Raw genomic sequence first — 15,116 nt, forward strand, 5'->3', positions numbered from 1 at the left:
CACGAATCATGCGCGTAGGACTCATCCGGGCATTGACCACGTCGGACCGCCGGCTGCTGCGCACCCATGGAAGGCTGCTGCAGGAAACGTTCGGCTTCGACGTCACCACCCGCTGCATCCCCGGCCAACCATCCGGGGTTTACAACGAAGAGTCGCTCCGGGCCGCAGCCCCGAAGGTGGTGGAGATCGCCCTGGATATGGCCGGCGACGTGGACGCACTGATCATCAGCTGTGCCGCCGATCCCGGGCTTGCCCAAACGCGCGCCCTGGTGGACATTCCGGTGATCGGCGCCGGTTCCGCCGCCGCGGCCGCGGCCCTGGCGTTCGGCGGCAGGGTGGGCGTCCTGGGCTTGAAGCATCAGGTGCCGAGTCCCATCTCTGAGCTCCTGGGCGATCGTATGCTGTTGATCGACGGGCCCGAAAGCGTCGAAACACCGGATGGATTCCTGATGCCCACCGGCATCTTCGACGCCCTCGCCGCCGCCCATATGCTGGTGGACGCCGGCGCAGATGTGATCGTTGAGGCCAGCACCGGGCTGACGAGCATCGGTATGGCCGACGTTCTCCGCCGCAGGCTCGGCGTCCCCGTCATCGACGCCGTCGCGGCGGCAGGAGCCATGCTCGCCTCAGCGGTAACTACCCGTGTCCAGCCTCGGCGCGACAAGGAAGACAGCTACGCCTAGGGTTATGAACCCTAGGCGTAGCCTGCGAAATATCTGGGCCCGGGATGGTGTTTGCCCGGACATGACAACAATCGGAATCATCGGTGCAGGACACATTGGAAGCCAAGTTGCGCGTCAGGCAGTGATGTTGGGCTATGACGTGGTGATCAGCAATTCCCGGGGACCGGATACGCTGACAGATCTGGCGGCGGAGCTGGGGCCACGGGCCAGGGCCGCAACGCCGGCCGAGGCGGCCGTCGCAGGCGATTTCGCCGTCGTCACCGTACCCCTCAAGAGCATCCGGAACATCCCCGCGGAGCCACTGGCGGGCAAGATCGTGATCGACACCAACAACTACTACTGGGAACGTGACGGCCGCATCCCGGCCCTCGATAACGGTGAAGCCACCACCTCCGGTCTGCTGCAGGAACACCTGCCCACGTCAAAGGTGGCCAAGGGTTTCAACCACATCAAGGCCCCGCAGATCACCACCGACGGAACCCCGGCAGGCACGGACAACCGGCGGGCGCTTGCCACGGCCAGCGACTACCCCGAGGCCAGCGAGCTGGTGGCAAAGCTCTATGACGAGTTCGGCTTCGACACGGTGAACATCGGCCCGCTGTCCGAGAGCTGGCGCGTGGAACGGGACCGCCCGGCCTACGTCGTGCGCCAGAACGCGGACGAACTCACCGAGAATCTGGCCCGCGCACCGCGCACTATCTGAGGAAGATCCGCACCCGCCTTGCGGCGCAGAACGAGAGAGAACGACGGCGGGAAGCTCCCGCCGTCGTCCTCTTGCATTGCGCTGCATGCCGTCTTGCCTGAGCTCTCCGCATTGGTTCAGAATCTCTGTTGCGGTCTGGTTGCTGGGCCAAATTACGGCGTATTCTGGACACACATAGCAAGCGCGTTGGCTGGAAAAACATGGCGCCAAAGAACCGCCCAAAATTTCGTCCGGCCGTGGCCCTGGGCAGGGTTCTCGGATTCTTCGCGGTGAGCGCCATTTGCGGGGTTCTGGCTGCCAGCCTCGTCGTTCCCTCTGTGGCTGTCGCCGGCATGACGGTCAGTAATTCGATCTCTTTCTTTAACAACCTTCCGGCTGAGCTGGCGGTTGAAACACCGTCGCAGTCCACCAGGGTACTGAGCTCGGACCGAAAGCTGATCGCCACCTTCTACGCGGAGAACCGCGTCAAGGTCAGGCTGGACCAGATGTCCCCGTACATCAAGGACGCGATTATCGCCATCGAGGACAGCCGCTTCTACGAGCACGCCGGCGTGGACCCCCAGGGAATTCTTCGGGCGGTGACCTCCAACCTGACCTCCGGCAGCAAGCAAGGAGCGTCCACGCTGACCCAGCAGTATGTCACCAACATAGTCAACGAGTCTCTGTCCTCCTCAGACAAGGGCGACGAGGTGGTCCTCAGCGGCCAGAAAACCATCGGCGACAAGCTGCGCGAAATGAGGCTTGCCCTTCAGCTGGAAAAGAAGTTCAGCAAGGACCAGATCCTCGAGGGCTATCTCAACATCGTGTTCTTCAACCGGGACGCCTACGGTATCGAAGCCGCAGCGCGGCACTACTTCAGCAGCTCCGCCAAGAACCTCACGCTGCCCCAGGCTGCTCTGCTCGCCGGGCTCGTGAACAGCCCCAGCTTCTATGACCCTTCCGTCCATCCGGAAAACTCCCTCAAGCGACGCAACCAGGTGCTGGACAACATGCTCAGCCAGGGCAAGATCCTGCAACCAGCGCACGACGCCGCCATTGCCACACGTGTTGCCCTTAAGATCACTCCCTCGAGGCAGGGGTGCTCCGTTGCCGCCATGGCAACCTACTTCTGCGACTACGTCTCCCACCTGATCCTCAACGACCCGGCCTACGGCCCCGACGTTACCGAGCGCGAGAAAAAGCTGTACCGGGGCGGCTTGACCATCACCACCACGCTGGACAGCCGGCTGCAGTCGGCCGCGCAGGTGCGGGTGAACGCCACGGCCGGGGCGAACCCGGACAAATGGGGTGCGTCCCTGGTCTCTATCCAGCCCGGCACCGGCAAGATCCTCGCCATGGCGCAGAACACCGTCTTTCTTCCCGTGCGTGGGAAATTCGATACCCAGTTGAACTTCAACGTCGATTCCAAGGACGCCAAGGGCAATGACCTCAATGGAGCAGGCGGCTTCCAGCCCGGGTCCACGATGAAGCCGTTCACGTTCGCGGAATGGCTCAATGAGGGCAAGTCCATGACCACCACGGTGGACGCATCCCGGCGGTCTTATCCGCTCGAATTTCCGTGGAAATCCAGCTGTGGAAAGGTAGCCGGTGCCTACAGCACGAAGCAGAAAATCGCCGGCCTCGGCGCCGCGGACGACCTGCAGAACAACGATTTGGGGTACTACCGGCCGATGCCCGTCAACTACGGCCTCTACAACTCCATCAACACGGCAATCTTCGCTACCGCCGCCCAGCTGGACTTCTGCGGCATCCAGAGGATGGTCGATGCCGTGGGTATCCACAGTGGTCTGGACAACGCCCCAGTCAACATGCATCAGCTGGGCAACCTGCTGGGCGCCATCGGCGTGGCCCCCCTCCACTTGGCGAATGCGTTTGCCACGTTCGCCAATGACGGCAGATACTGCGCTCCGATCGCCATCGTGGCCGTGACCGATGTGGCCGGAAGGAAGCTCCCGGTCCAGACCAGCATCTGCCGGGACGCCGTCAAACCCGAGGTTGCCCGCGGCGTCAACGCCGTGCTCCAGGACGTGCTGAGAAAGGGGTCCGGCATCTACATCAACCCCAAGGTCCAGAGCCTGGTGCACGTGGCGGCAAAGACAGGGACCTCCAACAACAACGGTGCTACCTGGGTGGTGGGCTACACCACCGGCATCGCCACCGCGTCCTTCTTCGGCGACACTCTGGAAGGCCAGAAACGGGCCGGCCAGAACGTCACGATCAACGGCAAGTTCTACAGGGGCATCGACGGTTACATGATCGCCGGCCCGCAATGGGCAATCTACATGACGCAGGTCGCCAGACTTTACCCGGCCGCTGCCTTTCCCCCTCCGCCCGCGTCCATGACCCGGCCGCCGCCGAATCCTAAGCGCTGACCGCCGGTGGCTGGACCTCCTGGCCGCGATAACGCGCAGGCCCGGCGGCGGTCCGTCCAGTCATTCGTCGGCTCCGAACGCACCCTCCAGGGATTCTGGCGCGAACAGCGCCGCCGCCACATCCTCGCGCAGATAGTAATTCCGGCGTTCCGATGGTTCAAGACTGCCACGCACAATGTAGTAGCCACGGCCTTCACCGGGGCCGCCGGCGGCACGGTCGATGGCATCAATCATGGCCCTCTCCAGCAGATTGTTTGGGCCATGTTGTTGCAGCAGAGCCAAGTCTTCCGGCAGAAGTGAACTGATCAGCCCTTGGATGTCCGGCATTTTCGTGTCCTTCGTCGGCACCGAAACAATATCAGAGCCCCTCGGTGGCGTATCCGGGGGTGCCTCGGCCGGTTGCGTCCATCCCGATTGTAGGACCGAGGGGATCGGCTCCGCCACAGCCGGCTCCGGCGCACCAAGGCGCGGGACGTGCGATGAGTCGATGGAAGGCCAGGTTCGGGAGATACCGCCGGACCGAGCGCAGGACCCTGTTCAGCCGCTGGACTCTCCCGGTTCACAACCCGCCCGTAGCGTCAGGACGGCACGAAATAACGAGAGAGGGCCCACCCCATGAGCACAACCCGCACGCGCAGCATCTTCGCCGCCGTCATCACGGCAGCCATCGCAGCGTCCGCAATGGGCGGAACAGCGGCAGCCCAAGCCACCGCACAGGGCCAGGCAACCGCCGACCGCCACACGCCGGATACCGCCGTCGCGGACGGTTTCAGCGCCGTCGACCGCAACACCGACTGGCAACTGGCCGGCAAACAGAAACTCAACTTCCCGACGTACCACACGGAAGGCATCGCGTTCACGGAGGACCACATCTTCCTGTCCGCGGTCCAGATTCTCGAGCCCACCGCGAAATACCCGAGCCCACAGGGCGGCCACGACCGCACCCCGGGCAAGGGTGTGGGCCATCTGTTCGTCATGGACAAGGCCGGCAACCTCCAGAAGGACATCACGCTCGGCGAGGGCGACATGTACCACCCCGGCGGTATTGACTTCGACGGCACGAGCATCTGGGTCCCCGTCGCCCAGTACCGGCCCAACAGCAGCGCCATCATCTACCGCGTGGACGCGAGCTCCCTGGATGTGCACAAGCAGTTCGAGGTGCCCGACCAGTTCGGCGGGATCGTCATGGACAAGAAGACCGGCCACCTGGTCGGGAACACGTGGGGGTCGCGCCGGTTCGCCGAGTGGAACCTTCAAGGCAAGGAACTGGCGACCTGGCAGAACCCGGACCAGTTCATCGACTACCAGGACTGCCAGTACGCTGCCAACTCCAAAATGCTCTGCGCCGGGGTCGCCAACCTCCCTCAAACCCCCGCCGCGGGCGGTACCTCCGCCACCTATGAACTGGGCGGTATGGCCCTGATCGACATCAATATGCATTCCACCCTGCACGATGTCCCGTTCCAGAAATGGTCAAGCACGGGTCACGTGGCCACCCGCAATCCGTTCAAAATGACCGCCGACGGCAATCACCTGACCATGCGGGTCGCCCCGGACAACGGCGAAGAGGGCAACGGATCCGAGATCCTCACCTACGAAGCCAGTGTGGCACCAGCGCCTTGAGGGTTGGCAGGTGGCCCGCGCATCAACAACCCGCGCGCACCATCTGAGGAAGATCCCCGCACAGCTTGCGGCGCAAGTACCAGAGAGAACGACGGCGGGAGGCTCCCGCCGTCGTTCTCTTGCGTCCCGGGATTTGTGGAAGCAGGCCCCGGGGTTCAACACCCGCGGGGGTGCGTGTGTGGCGCTGTGCGAGGACATGCACGGGGCTGACTACAACCTGGCGGCGAGCATCTAGCTACGTGACTGACTCGATGAGCTCGTGCAGCTTCTCGATACCGTCTGTCCAGCCGCTTCGGTGCAAGGCGAGTCGTTCCTCGGTCGCAAACAGGCCCTGACAAGTCAATGCCCAGCTCACGGGCCCGGTGCAACGTCTCGCCCGATACCTGCTCATCGGTCTCCGAGCCGAACGACATCGTCCCGAAGCACAACGGCGACACCTGGACACCGGTCGCCCCCACTGTCACGTATTCCATGAAAATCCTCCCTCCGCAGCCACAGCAGGGGGCTGCGCGAGTCATGTTGAACTATTCGGCACGGAAAAGACCCTTAGCAACCGACGGCGCTTCGTCCCAGCAGCTGCGCCGGGGTCTTGACGTGGTCGGGCAGTTCGGCCCAGCGCTGATCCATCGCGGCCCTGCTCTCCGGGTGGACCGGACGCGTGAGGAGCTCGACGCTCCGGAGGAGGGCTTGGATCTTCATGGTTCTCCTGCCGGTGTGGAGGCTAATCGGCGGGCCGGGTGGAAGCCAGCGGGCGCCCCCTTCCACCGGCTGGAGGGGTCTCAGGCGGTCAGTTCCGGGACGGCGGGCAGGTCCAGCTCGGTTCCGGCGTAGTGGTTGAAGTAGTTGGTGAACAGGTTGGCCGCGATGTGGGCGAACGCCTCGGACAGCTCCTCGGCGCTCCAGCCGGCGTCAAGTGCGGCCTGCCAGGTCGCGTCGGAGACGTTTCCGGTTCTGGCTGTGGCTTCACGGGCGACGGAAGAGATGGTTTCGAGTTTGTCGTCGAAGTCCACTTCGCCGGCGCGGATCGCGAGGATCTGCTCGTCGTCGAGCCCTGCCCGGCGTGCCGAGAGGGTGTGGGCGGCCTGACAGTAGTCACAGCTGTTCTCGTTTCCGACGGCCAAGGCGATCGTTTCGCGGGTGCGGGCATCAAAGCTGCCGTGGGCGGCGATGGCGGCGGACATCCCCTCGTAGGAGGCGATCACGGCCGTTGAGTGGGCCATCCCGGCGTGGATGTTGAGCAGTTTGCCCATTTTCTGCTCCAGTTTCCGGGCGATCCCTTGAGAGGCTTCGGGTGCTGTGGCAACGGTGTGGGCGGGAATGCGTGGCATGCGGGTACTCTCTTATCTTTGGATTTACAGGACAAAACTCAGGGCCGGTCGCCGCTGACGATCACGCCGCTGCCGGGGGCGAAGGCTACGTGGCCTTTGATCATCCGGGCCAGGGGTGTCGGCCGCGGGTAGGACCAGGCGGCGTTCGGTGCCCGGCAGCCCCCGGCGCGGACGTGGTGGTAGCGGGCAACACCCTTCCAGAAGCACAGGGTCCGTACCCAGCTTCCTTGGAGTGTGTCCGGCGCTACAGAATCCGGGGGGAAGTAGTGGTTGCCTTCCAGATACACCGTCCGCTCTGAGCGGGCGATCACCTGGCCGTGGAACGTGGCGGTGATCATGAGGTGCTCCGGGCCATCTTGTAGAGGATGTCGCGGTCCTGGATGACGATGCGCCCGCGGCCCTGGCGGATGGCCTTCCTGGCCGCGAGCTCACCCATGATCTTGCTGGTGGCCTCCCGGGAGGCGCCCAGGAGGCCGGCGAGCTGTTCGTGGGTCAGGTGGATGGTCCGGGCCTGACCGAAGCGCGGCTGCCCCGCGGCGTCACCGAGTTTGAGCAGGGTGGACGCCACCTGGGCGGCCAGCGGCCGCAGCGCAATGTCTGTCAGGCGTTCTTCGAGGCGGGCGACTTGTTCGCCCAGGAGCCGCGAGATGCGGATGGCGATGCGGGGATCCGAGAGCAGGAACCGCTCGACCTCATCCACGCTGAGCTGGCAGATCGCAGAGTCTTCGATGGCCTCGGCATAGTTGTCATACATCCGCTGGCCCACGAGCATCATCTCCCCGAATACCGCGCCCGGTTCCAGGATGGCCATCGTCAGGGCCTTGCCGTCCTCGGCGACCCGGAAAATGCGCACCCGGCCGGATTTGAGGATGAACAGCGCCTTGACGGGCTGGCTCTGGCTGAACAGCAGTTCCCCGCGGCGGAACAGCCGAGCCGGCGCCATGAGGTCCATGGCCTCGATCTCCTGCGCGCTCAGGTCAGCGAACAGATCAACTTCATTCAAACAGCTGAAGGGGTCAGCGGGTCCTGACATCAGCGCGTCCGCCTCTCGTTGCCGCGGGGCCCACGGGCGCAGGTCTCCGGAGACGGTGGCCGCCACATCGACCCGGCAGGTGTCGGTCATGCCTGGCTCTTGAGGACGCGGACCGCCACCAGTCCCAGAATAACGCCATAGATCAGGTGGCCCATGAGGCTCATCAGCGCGGTGAGGTCAACGGCGAACACGGGCATGCCCATCATGACCGGCATGATCATCAGGGGCCCAAGGACCCACCAGATGGCCCCGTAACCGAGCCCGACGAGGGCGCCGCGGCCATACGCGGTCAGGAAGCGGTTGCCGAACAGCGCTGTCAGGCCGAGCCCGATCAGCACCGAAATCATCAGATGGACGCCGAACCCGACCACTGCTGAGTTGGAGCCGACCATGGACGCGATGACGGGCAGCATGCCCATCATCGCCATGAGAATCCCGAACACGATACCGCCGGCGATTCCCCCGGCGACCCCGGCGAGGACGCGCCGGCCGATGCCGGTGCCGGACGTGGGACGTGAAAGAGCTGATGCAGAAGCCATGACGGCGACCTTCCATGGAAGAGGTTTTGATGACGTCTTCAACGTATGGCCGGCCCATGATGCCGTTCAGTAATCTGCACTACACAGCAAAATAAATGCCGGCAGCTGTGTACTGCGCTCCGGAAGAGTCGGAAATGTGAACGCAGCGCCGGCTCCCCTATCCGTCGTGCGTCGTCTTCCCTGCCCGGATCTGGAGGTGTCCGCCCCGGGCCGAGGCACGGACGACATCGACGCACCGTTCCTCGACGGCCTGCCAGGGGGCGGCGGTGCGGTCGGATCCTCCCAGCGCGCAGGCAAGCCGCGCCAGCGGAGTCAGCCACTTCGCCCATCCCACCGGGTCCTGCATATCCACGACCCCGACCCGGGCGTCTGCGGACAGCAGCCCGGTCATGTTCGTCCAGGCCTGCTCCCGGTCCGCCATCAGGGACAACGAATACGTTGCCAAGGCAGCATCCGAAACCGCGGCTCCCCCGCTCTCTTGGATGCGGGCGGCGATTGACCGGGGGTCCAGAAGCACCATGTCCGTCTGGAGCAGGATCACGTTCTCCCAGCCGCGCGCCTGGGCACGCCGCCGCGCCTGGTGGAGCATTTCGGCGCTGCGGTCGATGCCGACGATGGTTCCGGAGGCACCAATGCGCTCCTGCAGCAGCGGAAAATTCAGCCCCGTTCCGCATCCGATGTCCAGCACCTGCTGGCCCGCCGTGGGGGCAAGGGCGTCGATGCCGAGCACCCGTCCTGCATGATAGACAGGGTATTCGCCCGAGAGCAGATCGTAAAACGGGGCAAACAGCGTGTATTTATCGCGGATGGCGGGCTCCTTCAGGTTCGTTCCGCCGCAGCGGCACGGTCGCGCAAGACCGGACCGGCGGGCGCAAATGTCCGGCATTCAACGTCACTCTTGAGGAGTCCATCATGGCAGTCGAGAACCGGATCATTGATCTTCTGGTGGTCGGCGGGGGGACCGCCGGAATCGTGGGCGCCAAAACGGCAGCCGGGTTCGGAGCGCGGACCCTCCTGGTCGAACAGGCCCGCACAGGCGGTGACTGCCTGTGGACCGGATGCGTCCCGTCCAAGACCCTCCTGTCGGCAGCCGACCACGCCATCACAGCGCGTGCGCTGACCGGGCAATTGCCGGAGTTCGCGGCGGTGCGCAAGCGCATCTTTGCGGCGATCAACACCATCGAACCCGTCGACTCCCCTGCGGCCATCGAAGCCGCCGGAGTGGAAGTCATCAAGGGCACCCTGACGTTCCGCGCCCCCGGGGTGGCCGAGGTTGACGGCAGGACGATCCGATTCCTGCAGGCACTGATCGCCACCGGCGGGGCACCGGTCAGCACCGGCATCCCGGGTCTGGACCAAGGGGTCACCGTGACCTCCGACACGATCTGGGAACTCGACACCCTTCCGGGGCGGCTGGCCATTGTCGGAGACGGCCCGATCGCCTGCGAATTCGGACAGGCCTTCGCCCGCCTTGGATCCGAGGTCACCATGATCGTCCGCTCCCGGATCCTCCCCAAGGAAGATCCCGACGCCGTCGCCCTCGTCCGGCAGAGCCTGGAAACCGACGGTGTCCGCATTCTGGAGAACACGACCGTCGAGAACGCGGTCACCACGGACGCCGGATCCCGGATCCGGCTTCGGGACGGCGCTGCCGTTGACACCGACACGGTTCTGCTGGCCACCGGACGCCAACCCCGGACCGCGGGACTTGGCCTGGAACGGATCGGGGTAAGCCTGGACAAGGCCGGCCAGGTGATCACGAACACCCGGATGATGACCTCCAACCCGCTCGTCTGGGCCGCGGGAGATGTGACCGCAAACCCCCAGTTCACCCATCTGGCCGGCGTCCATGCGTCCGTGGCGGCCTCGAACGCGGTGCTCGGGCTCAAACGCCAGGTCAGCGGCACCGTGCCCCGGGTGACATTCACCTCACCGGAGGTGGCCGCCGTCGGGCTCACCACCGCCGAGGCTCGCCTGCAGCACCGTGCCCGGACTGTCCGGCACAGCCATGTCGACCGGGCCGTGACGGAGGACACGACGGGCGGGTTCACCCGGCTGATCGTGGACCGGCGGGGAAAAATCCTGGGCGGCACCATCGTCGGCCCGCGGGCCGGGGAATCCCTGGCTGAACTGACCCTGGCAGTCCAGAAAGGGATGACAACGTCTGACATTGCCGGGACAACCCACCCGTACCCGACCTATTCGGACGGGGTCTGGAACGCTGCCGTCGCCGATGTCAGGGAGCGCCTGGCCTCTCCGGTGGCACGCCGGGCCATGGCGGGGCTGGTCTGGTTCCGCCGCCGCCGGCTGGACTGGCCCGTGCCTCACCGCAGGGACCGGTAGCCGGCGATGATCCGCCGGACGCCGCTGTCCGTCACCGATGGCGGTCCCTAGGAAGTAGTGCCACCAGCGATGGACGTCAGCCCGGCGGCATAGTTGATGGCCGTAAACGGCAGCACGGGCACCAGACGGACACCGATCATGGGCGCCAGCCCCCGCCGCCGCAGCAGCCGGTCGACTTTCTCCACCCGCGCCCCGGTGAATTTCTCCACCGCCTCCCGGCCCAGCCAGAAGGTCGCGACGGAACCCAGGATCGCGGCGACTGACAGGACATTCTTGGGCACCGGCGCCAGCGTCACAAATAGCTCCGGATCTCCTCGACCGGCGGAAGCGGAAACACCAGCACCGCCACGGCAGCGACGGCCACGAGAACCACCAGTATCCCCAGCCGAATCACCGCCCGGCGCCGTCTGCCCGGAACGGAACCCGTCACGGGGCGTCCCCGGCGCCGGCGGCAGCGGGCCCGTCTTCGTCCTCGGCCGTGTGGATGGCCCAGGCGGCGTTGACGAGGCCGATATGGCTGAAAGCCTGCGGGAAATTTCCGAGCAGCTCGCTGCTGTCCGGGGCAACCTCCTCGGCCAGCAGGCCCAGATCCGTGGCGAACCCCGCGGCCCGTTCGAAGACGGCCCGGGCGCGCCGGGTCTGCCCGGCCAGGGCCAGGGCATGGGCCAGCCAGAACGTGCACAACAGAAACGTTCCTTCCTCCCCGGAGAGCCCGTCGTCGGCCTGATACCGGTACACCAGGCCCCGGCTGTCGGTGAGCCGGTCTTCGATGGCGTCGATCGTTGCGAGCATCCGGGGGTCATCGGCGGGCACGAACCCCACGATGGAGAGCATCAGCGACGACGCGTCCAGGTCCTCGGAGCCGTAGGCCTGGGTATAGGCGTTGGCTGTCTCGTTCCAGCCGTTCATGCGGATCGAGTCGGCGAGCTGGGCGCGGGTCTGCATCCAGTGCGGAACCCGCTCTTCCGCGTTCAGGACCCCTGCGAGGCTGATGGCCCGGTCCACGGCCACCCAGCACATCAGCTTTGAATGAAGGTAATGCCGGGGGGCGCCGCGGACCTCCCAGATGCCCTGATCTGTGGACTGCCAGCGCGATGCTGCAGCGTCGGCCGCATCGGCAAGGAACTGCCGCGTCCCGGGCTCCAGATCGTTGAGATATTCCGGGAGGGTGGCGGCTGCGTCGAGGAGTTCGCCGTAGACGTCGAGCTGGCGCTGGTCCCAGGCGCCGTTGCCCACCCGCACCGGGGCGCTGTCTCGCCAGCCCGGAAGGTGGGCCAGTTCGCGTTCGGACAGGTCCCGTTCCCCGCCGATGCCGTACATGATCTGCAGCTCGTCGCCGCTACTCAGCCTGTCGGCGGCAGCCGTCGCGAGGAACTGGAAAAACTTGCCGGCCTCGTCCGGACACGCGGCCACCCACAGCGCCTGCAGGGTCATGCTGGCGTCCCGGATCCAGGTGTACCGGTAGTCCCAGTTCCGGGTGCCGCCGGCGACCTCGGGCAGGGACGTCGTCGGGGCAGCGACGATCGCGCCGGTCGGATAGAACGTCAGTGCCTGCAGGAGCCTGCCGCTGGAAGCGACCAGGTCCTGCCAGGGTCCGTCGTAGCTCTGATGCAGTTGCGACCAGCTGCCCCAGCCCTCAAGCGTGTCCTCAATCCGGCGGGCGATCTCCTCCTGGCTCCAGAAGGATGGGTCGCCCAGCCAGCTGTTCTGGTGGTGAAGGGCGAATCCAAGAACGTCTCCGGCACGGAGCACCGGCCTGGCATGCGCGGCGCCGCCGTTCAATGCGAAGGGAACCGGGGTGGAGAAGGCCAGCACGTCGGCCCCGCCGTGGACGGAAATGCCGCCCCCCGCCTCCTGCAGGAGCGGCCGGACCAAGCCGTATTCCGGCCGGGGCGCGAAAGCCATCTCCACCTCCACTTCTCCTTCGGTGCAGGCCACCTGCCGCAGCAAGGTACCGGGAGCCCCGGCGCCGAGTTCGTGGCCCCGGTTCCCGTCTCCCAGGGCCAGGGTGTCGGTGACTGTCACGGTCCCGCCGGCTGTGGTGTGGACCGTCTCCAGAACCATCGTCGGCCCGAGGTACCGCCGGGTCGAGGAGTGTGGGGCCGCGGGCCGGATCAACCAGAAGCCCGCGTCCTCGCCCAGGATCCGTCCGAAAACCGAGGGGCCGTCAAAACGGGGGAAACACAACCAGTCCACGGAACCCGAGGAACTCACGAGCGCGGCGGAGCGGCAATCCGAGAGCATGCCGTAGTTGGCGATGGGCTCGCTGGTCATTGGTACACCCTGCCTGATTCACTCAAGACGGTCCAATGCGTCTTCAATAGCGCGGTGGAACGTCGGATATGCGTAGATCATCCGCCTCAGGGTGCTGACCGGCAAGTACAGCAGCCGTGAGGACATCGTTCCGGCCACGAAACTGTTCTGGCCCATGCACGGCGGCCCCGGCGGCTCCGGCCTCTCCCGCAAAGCGGTACTCGAACGGGCCGACGCGTCCCTGCGCCGCCTCGGCACCGAACACATCGATCTGTTGCAGATCCACCGCTTCGACCCCCAGACGCCGGCGGAAGAGACGATGGAAGCCCTGCACGAAATCGTCAAGGCCGGCAAGGTCCGCTACCTCGGTGCCTCATCGATGTGGGCCCGGCGGTTCTCCAAGATGCAGCACGCCGCCGAGCTGAGCGGATGGACGAAGTTCATCTCGATGCAGGACCGGTACAGCCTGATCCAGCGTGAGGAAGAATTCGAGATGTTCGGCCTCCTCGCCAGCCAGGGCGTCGGGAGCATCCCGTGGAGCCCCCTTGGCGGCGGCAAAGTCACGCGCCCGTGGGTGAGCAGGGCACGGCCCGTTCGGGTCAGGATTCCGGCGTCGACAGCTTCGGCCGCCCCCTCTGGCTCGACAGCGACAAAGCGATCGTCGACGCTGTGCAGCGGATTGCTGCAGCGCGGGGAGTTTCGATGGCCCAGGTCGCGATGGCATGGGTACTCAAAAAACCCGTCGTTAGCGCCCCGATCGTAGGCGCAACCAAACCCCACCACCTCACCGACGCCGTGGCCGCGCTCGAGGTCCAGCTCACCGACGAGGAATTCAATCGCTCGAAGAGCCCTACGTGCCGCGCACGCCCACCTGGTTCTGATCGGCCTCTCGAAAGGCAGAAACGCACGGCAGCCTTGAGCAGGAAAATCACAGCAACTGCAGCGGGACTCGCTGCGTCCGCAGCGGCCGGGCCAGCACCGGTACGGCAACCCGGAAGCGGCGGGCCACGACGTTGCACACCACCGGCACCGCCGAATCCCGCACCCCAAACAGCACTAATTCAGGGTCATTCTTCTCTCCGCCGTCTCGGAACCCGATCGCGTCACCGCCCTCACCACGCTGGCGCAGCACACCTTCGCTTCTCACCATGCGAAATCGAGGTTGGACTTGGTAGCGGACTAGTAATTGCCGGCATCTGTCGAGCATTGCAGACGATATAGTTGCCGCCGTGATGAACTTCGTCGTGATCGGACTCGTCTGCGTGTCAACGCGGCAGCTGCATGATGTGTTTCCCCTCTGGCGACTGGCCTCGAATCCACGGACCCCGTCGATCAGTGGCCCTATGCTGGTGCAATGACGCAGACGTCTATCAGCTCCGCCGCAGCACTGGCCGAAATGCTGGCCTCCACCGGCTACCTCGCCGATGAAGGCCTGGCCACGATCTGCTATCTCGCCCTTGGCATGGAACGCCCGCTGCTGCTGGAGGGGGAACCCGGTACCGGCAAGACCTCCCTGGCCGAGGCCCTCGCGCAGGCCTTTGGGCTGCCACTGATCCGGCTGCAGTGCTACGAGGGAATCGATGCCACGCAGGCCCTGTACGACTGGGACTTCACCGCTCAAATTCTGCATCTGCGCAGCGTGGAGGCCGGCGGTGGCGCGGGGTTGAGCGTGGCCGAGCTGGAGCACTCGCTCTACGACAAGCGATTCCTGCTTGCGCGGCCGATCCTGAAGGCGCTGCAGCAGAGCCCTGCCGTGCTGCTGATCGACGAAATCGACCGTGCCGACGACGAGTTCGAGGCTTTCCTCTTGGAAGTGCTCTCCACCTACCAGGTCTCCATCCCCGAGTTCGGCACGGTCAAGGCAGACACCGCGCCGATTGTCGTGCTCACCTCCAACCGGACCCGGGACGTCCACGATGCACTCAAACGGCGATGCCTCTACCACTGGATTGACCACCCTGGGCTGGCCCGCGAGGTGGAGATCGTGCGCACGCGGCTGCCGGAAGTCCCCCCGCTGCTGGCCGAACAGGTGGTGCGCGTGGTCCAGCAGATCCGGGCTTCCGACGACGTCCTCAAGCCTCCCGGCGTGGCCGAAACTCTGGACTGGGCCCGCGCTCTTCAGCAGCTCGGCCGGGCCGAGCTGGACCTGGCCTCGGCCGCGGCGAGCATCGGCGCGCTTTGCAAGTACCGCGAAGACACCCAGCGGGTCTCGGCAGCCCTGGCCCGGATGCTCGGCTGA

At 65.6% G+C, this 15,116-nt stretch carries 18 protein-coding genes; 8 read left to right on the forward strand and 10 right to left on the reverse strand.

Annotated elements, in window-relative coordinates; translation table 11 throughout:
* Positions 1-8 precede the first annotated feature (8 nt).
* From V3C33_16130 to V3C33_16140, 3 genes are all read left to right on the forward strand, one after another.
* Positions 9-683: an aspartate/glutamate racemase family protein gene (locus V3C33_16130; protein XAS66978.1), complete on the forward strand. Its 675-nt coding sequence runs from the start codon at positions 9-11 to the stop codon at positions 681-683.
* A gap of 61 nt (positions 684-744) precedes the next feature.
* Positions 745-1,386, forward strand: a complete 642-nt coding sequence (locus tag V3C33_16135; GenBank protein XAS66979.1) for an NAD(P)-binding domain-containing protein — start codon at positions 745-747, stop codon at positions 1,384-1,386.
* A gap of 200 nt (positions 1,387-1,586) precedes the next feature.
* Positions 1,587-3,758, forward strand: coding sequence for a transglycosylase domain-containing protein (locus V3C33_16140; protein ID XAS66980.1), 2,172 nt, complete (start codon positions 1,587-1,589; stop codon positions 3,756-3,758).
* Between the two features lie 60 nt (positions 3,759-3,818).
* On the opposite strand, the gene V3C33_16145 is transcribed toward V3C33_16140, so the two are convergent.
* The gene (locus tag V3C33_16145) at positions 3,819-4,085 is read right to left on the reverse strand and encodes a hypothetical protein (protein XAS66981.1); all 267 of its coding nucleotides are present in this window, start codon (positions 4,083-4,085) and stop codon (positions 3,819-3,821) included.
* A gap of 288 nt (positions 4,086-4,373) precedes the next feature.
* Between V3C33_16145 and V3C33_16150 the strand changes: the two genes are divergently transcribed.
* Entirely contained in the window at positions 4,374-5,381 is a 1,008-nt protein-coding gene (locus tag V3C33_16150; GenBank protein ID XAS66982.1) for a DUF6454 family protein, read from the forward strand.
* A gap of 546 nt (positions 5,382-5,927) precedes the next feature.
* Here the strand turns inward: V3C33_16150 and V3C33_16155 are convergent.
* The 6 genes from V3C33_16155 to V3C33_16180 form a co-directional block, all read right to left on the reverse strand.
* Positions 5,928-6,080, reverse strand: a complete 153-nt coding sequence (locus V3C33_16155) for a hypothetical protein (GenBank protein ID XAS66983.1) — start codon at positions 6,078-6,080, stop codon at positions 5,928-5,930.
* Positions 6,081-6,160: 80 nt separating this feature from the next.
* A complete protein-coding gene (locus V3C33_16160) occupies positions 6,161-6,709 on the reverse strand; it encodes a carboxymuconolactone decarboxylase family protein (GenBank protein ID XAS66984.1) in 549 nt (182 codons plus the stop codon).
* 38 nt (positions 6,710-6,747) lie between these two features.
* Positions 6,748-7,047, reverse strand: a complete 300-nt coding sequence (locus V3C33_16165; protein XAS66985.1) for a DUF427 domain-containing protein — start codon at positions 7,045-7,047, stop codon at positions 6,748-6,750.
* Positions 7,044-7,832 carry a Crp/Fnr family transcriptional regulator gene (locus V3C33_16170; GenBank protein XAS66986.1) on the reverse strand — a complete coding sequence of 263 codons (789 nt, stop codon included), beginning with the start codon at positions 7,830-7,832 and terminating at the stop codon, positions 7,044-7,046. The genes V3C33_16165 and V3C33_16170 overlap by 4 nt, the downstream gene beginning before the upstream one ends.
* On the reverse strand, positions 7,829-8,281 hold the full coding sequence (locus V3C33_16175; GenBank protein XAS66987.1) for a hypothetical protein: 453 nt from the start codon (positions 8,279-8,281) through the stop codon (positions 7,829-7,831). Before V3C33_16175 ends, V3C33_16170 begins: the two co-directional genes overlap by 4 nt.
* Before the next feature lie 157 nt (positions 8,282-8,438).
* On the reverse strand, positions 8,439-9,167 hold the full coding sequence (locus tag V3C33_16180) for a class I SAM-dependent methyltransferase (protein XAS66988.1): 729 nt from the start codon (positions 9,165-9,167) through the stop codon (positions 8,439-8,441).
* A gap of 26 nt (positions 9,168-9,193) precedes the next feature.
* Here V3C33_16180 and V3C33_16185 point away from each other — a divergent pair, with 26 nt between their 5' ends.
* Positions 9,194-10,624, forward strand: coding sequence for an NAD(P)/FAD-dependent oxidoreductase (locus tag V3C33_16185; GenBank protein ID XAS66989.1), 1,431 nt, complete (start codon positions 9,194-9,196; stop codon positions 10,622-10,624).
* Between the two features lie 47 nt (positions 10,625-10,671).
* Here the strand turns inward: V3C33_16185 and V3C33_16190 are convergent, their stop codons facing one another.
* From V3C33_16190 to V3C33_16200, 3 genes are read right to left on the reverse strand one after another with little or no spacing between them, the layout of a single operon-like run.
* Positions 10,672-10,905, reverse strand: a complete 234-nt coding sequence (locus tag V3C33_16190; protein XAS66990.1) for a VTT domain-containing protein — start codon at positions 10,903-10,905, stop codon at positions 10,672-10,674.
* Positions 10,906-10,916: 11 nt separating this feature from the next.
* Positions 10,917-11,054, reverse strand: coding sequence for a hypothetical protein (locus V3C33_16195; protein XAS66991.1), 138 nt, complete (start codon positions 11,052-11,054; stop codon positions 10,917-10,919).
* Positions 11,051-12,898, reverse strand: coding sequence for a glycoside hydrolase family 15 protein (locus V3C33_16200; GenBank protein XAS66992.1), 1,848 nt, complete (start codon positions 12,896-12,898; stop codon positions 11,051-11,053). Before V3C33_16200 ends, V3C33_16195 begins: the two co-directional genes overlap by 4 nt.
* A 91-nt stretch (positions 12,899-12,989) precedes the next feature.
* Here V3C33_16200 and V3C33_16205 point away from each other — a divergent pair, with 91 nt between their 5' ends.
* From V3C33_16205 to V3C33_16215, 3 genes are all read left to right on the forward strand, one after another.
* The gene (locus tag V3C33_16205; protein XAS66993.1) at positions 12,990-13,640 is read left to right on the forward strand and encodes an aldo/keto reductase; all 651 of its coding nucleotides are present in this window, start codon (positions 12,990-12,992) and stop codon (positions 13,638-13,640) included.
* Positions 13,547-14,098: an aldo/keto reductase gene (locus V3C33_16210; protein XAS66994.1), complete on the forward strand. Its 552-nt coding sequence runs from the start codon at positions 13,547-13,549 to the stop codon at positions 14,096-14,098. Before V3C33_16205 ends, V3C33_16210 begins: the two co-directional genes overlap by 94 nt.
* A gap of 133 nt (positions 14,099-14,231) precedes the next feature.
* On the forward strand, positions 14,232-15,116 hold the full coding sequence (locus tag V3C33_16215) for a MoxR family ATPase (protein XAS66995.1): 885 nt from the start codon (positions 14,232-14,234) through the stop codon (positions 15,114-15,116).

It is taken from the genome of Micrococcaceae bacterium Sec5.7, from assembly GCA_039636785.1.
GTDB lineage: Bacteria > Actinomycetota > Actinomycetes > Actinomycetales > Micrococcaceae > Arthrobacter.

Bases quoted from the DNA above. Each gene is read 5' to 3' on its own strand.
- V3C33_16145 (XAS66981.1), bottom strand. From the start codon at position 4,085: ATGCCGGACATCCAAGGGCTGATCAGTTCACTTCTGCCGGAAGACTTG.
- V3C33_16185 (XAS66989.1), top strand. From the start codon at position 9,194: ATGGCAGTCGAGAACCGGATCATTGATCTTCTGGTGGTCGGCGGGGGG.
- V3C33_16140 (XAS66980.1), top strand. From the start codon at position 1,587: ATGGCGCCAAAGAACCGCCCAAAATTTCGTCCGGCCGTGGCCCTGGGC.
- V3C33_16165 (XAS66985.1), bottom strand. From the start codon at position 7,047: ATGATCACCGCCACGTTCCACGGCCAGGTGATCGCCCGCTCAGAGCGG.
- V3C33_16155 (XAS66983.1), bottom strand. From the start codon at position 6,080: ATGAAGATCCAAGCCCTCCTCCGGAGCGTCGAGCTCCTCACGCGTCCG.
- V3C33_16130 (XAS66978.1), top strand. From the start codon at position 9: ATGCGCGTAGGACTCATCCGGGCATTGACCACGTCGGACCGCCGGCTG.
- V3C33_16180 (XAS66988.1), bottom strand. From the start codon at position 9,167: ATGCCGGACATTTGCGCCCGCCGGTCCGGTCTTGCGCGACCGTGCCGC.
- V3C33_16200 (XAS66992.1), bottom strand. From the start codon at position 12,898: ATGACCAGCGAGCCCATCGCCAACTACGGCATGCTCTCGGATTGCCGC.
- V3C33_16170 (XAS66986.1), bottom strand. From the start codon at position 7,832: ATGACCGACACCTGCCGGGTCGATGTGGCGGCCACCGTCTCCGGAGAC.
- V3C33_16150 (XAS66982.1), top strand. From the start codon at position 4,374: ATGAGCACAACCCGCACGCGCAGCATCTTCGCCGCCGTCATCACGGCA.
- V3C33_16215 (XAS66995.1), top strand. From the start codon at position 14,232: ATGACGCAGACGTCTATCAGCTCCGCCGCAGCACTGGCCGAAATGCTG.
- V3C33_16175 (XAS66987.1), bottom strand. From the start codon at position 8,281: ATGGCTTCTGCATCAGCTCTTTCACGTCCCACGTCCGGCACCGGCATC.
- V3C33_16135 (XAS66979.1), top strand. From the start codon at position 745: ATGACAACAATCGGAATCATCGGTGCAGGACACATTGGAAGCCAAGTT.
- V3C33_16160 (XAS66984.1), bottom strand. From the start codon at position 6,709: ATGCCACGCATTCCCGCCCACACCGTTGCCACAGCACCCGAAGCCTCT.